Raw genomic sequence first — 2673 nt, forward strand, 5'->3', positions numbered from 1 at the left:
CGCACGCCGCGCGGTCGCCACCGGCGACGAAGGCGCCGACGCCGAGGCCGCGTGTGCAGGCGCGAGCGCGGGCGGGGCGGATCCAACGCCCGCACCAGGCAGCACCGTCAGCGTATGCGCCGGTATGCGCGCTTCCTCCGCCTGCCCGGTCTGCACGTTCCACCACTTCAGCGTCACGGCCGGAAGAACGAGCGTACCCGCACGGCCGGGCACCAGGGCGAAGCTCTGCTGGCGGCGGCCGATCAGCCACTGCCCGTCGTTGCGCGTGCCGGTCACCGGCTTGTCGGGATAGACGGTGGCACCGTCCAGGTCCGGCAGGCTCAGCGCCGGCAATGCCTCGTAGGGCAACCCGGTGGCCTGCAGTGTCATGACCAGATCCAGCGGCTGCCCGACGCGCACCTTGCCGTCCGCCGGCAGGCCGTCGAGGGTCAGGCTCAGCGCCCGCGCGGGCAGCCACGCGCTGCTGCCCCAGCCGGGCGGCACGGGGTCTACCTGGATCGTCACCGGCGGCGAGGCCGCGCTGGTGGGCGAGCCCATCGCGAAGAAACTGTCGGGATCGGACGGATCGATCAGTTCGCCCTGGAAGCCCACCGAGGGCAACTGGATAGTGCCGGGCTGCTGCGGGATCAACGCATAGCGCCGCTCGATCACGTGGTAGGCGCGGCCGCCACGCACCACGTCGTAGTCCAGGTCGTCGCCCAGCCTCCGCGCATCGATGCCAGGCAGCTTGGGTTCGCTCAGCGAGCCGCCGCTCAGGGTGCCGGCCAGGTACAGGCGCACGGTGAACAGCAACTGCTGGCCCACGCGTACGTGGCTGGGCGTGGCGCTGGCCTCGAGGAAGGCGGGCTTGCCGCTGTTGGCCGCGGCGGCCGGGTCGGGCTGGGTCACGGCAAGCGTGAGCGGCGGCGTGCGCGATCCGGCGAAATCCAGCGGCGGGATGACGAGCTGCCCCACGCGCCGGGGCCGCAGCGCGATGCCCACCGTGAGCTGCGCGCTGCGCCGGCCGTTGACGATGCTCACGCTGGTGTTGCTGGAGCTGCCGAGCAGTTCGAAGTCGCCCGCCAGCGCGGAGAGGTCCGGCGCCTGCGCCAGCCCGCCGCCCTCCACCCGCAGGTTGAGCGTGACGGTGTCGCCCAGCTGCACCTGGTTGCGGTCGAGCGAGGCCTGCACCGTAGCCGCATGCGCGAGCACCGGCAGCAACAGGAGCAGGAGCAGTCCGGCCCAGCGCCTCACGGCAGGTCGTCCTCGGCCGTCGCGCCGCCGTGGCGCTGGCGGTATTCCAGTTCGAACTTGCGCCGCAGCAGCGCGCCGGGATCATCCGGCACGCGCTGCAGCGCCTGGCGCAGCTCGGCAGGCAGGCGCGCCTGCGGGTCGTCCTGGTCGAGCGCGCCCAGTTGGTGCTCGCCACCATTCTTCTTGGCCGACGGGGCCAGCGCGCGATCGATCTGCTGCTTCAGCGCCTGGCCCGCACGCGCCGTGCGCGCCTGTTGTTCGGCCTGCTGCTCGGGGGTCAGCGGGCGACTGGCTCCTGGCTCCTGCGCGCGCGCGCCATCGCGTCCGGCCTGGCCTTCGCTGCCCTGCGCGTTCGGCGGCTGCTGGCCCTGGCCCTGCTTGCCCTTGCCGTCCTGCCGGCCGTCCTGCTGCTCGCCCTGGCGGTTGCCCTGGCTGTCCTTCTTGGACTGCTCCCCGTCCTGTCCTTGCCCGGATTTCTTCGAGGACGGCCCGCCGCCCTGGTTCCTTCCGTCGGAGGACGGGTCCTGCTTCGGCGGTTGGCGGCGCAGCCAGTCCTCCACCGCCTGGCGGTTGGCCTTGGCGTCCGCATCGTGCGGATCGCGCGCGAGCGCGCGGTCGTACGCGGCCAGCGCATCCTGATAACGGCCCGCCTTGGCCAGCGCGTTGCCGAGGTTGTATTGCGCCTCGGCAGTGCCTAGCGGATGCAGCGCGTCGACCGCGGCATCGTAGTTGCCGGCGCGGTAGGCGGCCGCGCCGCGCAGGGCCGGATCCCGGGCCAGCGCCTGGGCCTGGTTCGCGTGCCCCTCGCGCAGCGCCTGCGCGGCCTGCTGGTCGCGTCGCTGCCACAGGTCCTGCCAGGTGCCGGCCAGCGCGCGCCCGGGCAACAGCGGCAACAGCATCAGCGGCAGCAGCAACAGCCAGCCGCGGCGGAAGGCGAACGCCAGCAACGGCAGCAGCGGCAACAGCAGCCAGGGGCCGCGATCCTCCCATTGCGCACCGGCCTGGCCCGTGGCGACGTCCGCCTCGCCGCGGCGCAGTTGCATCGCGAGCGCCTGGATATCGGCGCGGTCCTCCCGCATGGGCACGTACTGACCACCACCGGCTGCGGCGAGCGCCGCCAATGCCGCGTCGTCGCGGCCGGCCATCATCACCTCGCCGCGGGCATCGCGCAGGAAGCCGCCGTCGGCCAGCGGCACCGGGCCGCCGTGCGGCGTGCCGATGCCGAGCACCGAGACGCGCACCCCGTCCGCCCGCGCCTGGCGCGCCGCCTGCTGTGCCTGCGCATCGGCGTCGTCGGTGACGAGCACCAGCGAACCGCCTCCGACCTTGGCGCCCCGAATCAGCGCAGCGCCGCGTGCGATCGCTGCAGCCGCGTTGTCGCCTTCGACCGGCATGGTGTCGGGAGCGAGCGCGTCGAGCAGGTCGTTCAGGCTGTTGGCG

2 protein-coding genes are annotated in these 2673 nt (G+C 73.5%); both read right to left on the bottom strand.

Features of this window, described 5'->3' with window-relative positions; translation table 11 throughout:
• The coding region (locus tag HOQ08_RS03225) for a BatD family protein (RefSeq protein WP_291191540.1) at positions 1 to 1233 on the bottom strand (1233 nt) is incomplete at its 3' end.
• The coding region (locus HOQ08_RS03230) for a tetratricopeptide repeat protein (protein ID WP_291191543.1) at positions 1230 to 2673 on the bottom strand (1444 nt) is incomplete at its 5' end. The genes HOQ08_RS03230 and HOQ08_RS03225, both read right to left, overlap by 4 nt.

This window comes from Frateuria sp. (genome assembly GCF_013362045.1).
GTDB lineage: Bacteria > Pseudomonadota > Gammaproteobacteria > Xanthomonadales > Rhodanobacteraceae > Frateuria_A.